Origin of the sequence: Sulfitobacter sp. HI0040, assembly GCF_001634885.1 — a bacterium.
In the GTDB taxonomy this organism is placed as follows: domain Bacteria; phylum Pseudomonadota; class Alphaproteobacteria; order Rhodobacterales; family Rhodobacteraceae; genus Sulfitobacter.
The window spans coordinates 1-1,645 of the sequence record NZ_LWEX01000181.1; the positions used below are offsets into that span (position 1 = coordinate 1).

General features: G+C 64.8%; 3 protein-coding genes and 1 pseudogene. 3 read left to right on the top strand and 1 reads right to left on the bottom strand.

The genetic code is table 11. From position 1 onward, the window contains the following. Window positions 1-214 (bottom strand): annotated as a pseudogene (locus tag A3728_RS11580) (cytochrome c biogenesis protein CcdA); the annotation flags it as partial. Between the two features lie 94 nt (window positions 215-308). On the opposite strand from A3728_RS11580, the gene A3728_RS11585 reads away from it, so the two are divergent. From A3728_RS11585 to A3728_RS11595, 3 genes are all read left to right on the top strand, one after another. Continuing rightward, on the top strand, window positions 309-689 hold the full coding sequence (locus tag A3728_RS11585; protein WP_443069371.1) for a hypothetical protein: 381 nt from the start codon (window positions 309-311) through the stop codon (window positions 687-689). Between the two features lie 78 nt (window positions 690-767). Next, complete coding sequence (locus A3728_RS11590) at window positions 768-1,106, top strand: ArsR/SmtB family transcription factor (RefSeq protein ID WP_067923733.1); 339 nt, start codon at window positions 768-770, stop codon at window positions 1,104-1,106. Next, the coding region (locus tag A3728_RS11595) for a YeeE/YedE thiosulfate transporter family protein (protein ID WP_161489585.1) at window positions 1,099-1,645 on the top strand (547 nt) is incomplete at its 3' end. The genes A3728_RS11590 and A3728_RS11595, both read left to right, overlap by 8 nt.

Here is a 1,645-nt window from a genome sequence, read left to right on the forward strand (position 1 = left end):
GCACGAAGATCGTCGTGACCCCCAGCGCGAAAAGCACGGAAGACAGCAGCAAGCGCCGCTGCGCGCCGGGTGCGATGGCCCCGTCCCCCCGCAGTTCGGACATGCCCAGCCCGCCCATGTAGGACAGGTAGAACGGCAGCATGGGCAACACGCAGGGGGTGAGGAAGCTGAGCAACCCGGCCAGCAGCGCGCCGATGAAGGTGATATCGAACATTCGTGGCCTTTCAGCGCGTCCGGCAGGACGCTTGAATAATTCACATATTCAAATTACGTTGAGTGTCACGCTCTCGTCAATCGGATGTACCCCCTTGGCCCGGATCCTCACCCTTTGCATGACCCTTGCGGCTGGCCTTACTGCTGCGGCATTCGTCACCCCCGCCCATGCGGCGGAACTGGTGATGGTGGATGAAAAGGGCTGCATCTACTGCGAACAGTGGAACGCGGAAATCGGCCCCATCTATCCCAAGACCGCCGAAGGCAGGTTCGCCCCCCTGCGCAAGATCGACATCGGTGACATCGACGAGGCGATCGAGCTGGACCGCCGGGTGAACTTCACCCCCACCTTTATCGTGGTGGAGGATGAGGCCGAGCTGGCCCGGATCGAAGGTTACCCCGGCCCGGACTTTTTCTGGCCCCTGCTGGACCGTATGCTGCGCGATGTGACCGACTATGCGGGAGAGGACGGATGAAACATACACTGAGGGCCATCGCGCCCTCCCGGATAGGCACCATCGCGGAGGACGGCACGTTTTGAGGAAGCCAGCACAATGACCGCATTGCCCAAGATCACGCCCGACATGTCCGAAGAGGACATGGACCGGATGCTTTCGAACGCGGTGACCGCCTCCAACTTCCTCAAGGCGATCAGCCACGAAGGCCGCCTGATGATCCTGTGCCATCTTGTGTCGGGTGAGAAATCCGTCACCGAACTCGAAGACCTTTTGTCCGCCCGGCAGGCGGCGGTGTCCCAGCAGCTGTCGCGGCTGCGGCTCGAAAGGCTGGTGGTGCCGCGCCGCGAGGGCAAGACCATTTACTACCGGCTGGCCGACGACCGCCCGCGCAAGATGCTCGAACTCGTCTACGAGCTTTTCTGCAAAGATGATTGATCTCATCGGACAACCGCTGACGGCGGCCCTCGCGGGCGCTTTCGGCGGTGTCCTGTTGGGGCTTGCCGCGCGGCTGGGCCGCTTCTGCACGCTGGGCGCCATCGAAGACGCGCTCTATGGCGGGTCGTTCCTCCGGCTGCGCATGTGGGGCATGGCCATCGGGGTCTCCATCCTCGGCACCTTCGGACTGGCGGCGCTGGGGCTGCTGCCGCTGGGTCAGACCCTCTACCTCGGTGTGACCTTCTCGGCCTCGGCCTCCATCCTTGGCGGGCTCGCCTTCGGCTACGGCATGGCGATGTCGGGCAACTGCGCCTATGGGGCGCTGGCGCGGCTGGGCGGGGGCGACCTGCGCAGCTTTGTCATCGTGCTGGTCATGGGCCTTGCCGCCTTTGCCACGCTGACGGGGCCGCTGGCCTTCCTTCGCGTCTATCTCTTCCCCCGCGCGCTCGAAACCGGGCAACCGGATGGTGTCGCCCATGCGCTGGGCGGGCTGCTGGGGCTGGGGCCGGTCGTGCCGGGGCTGGCACTCGGTCTGGCGC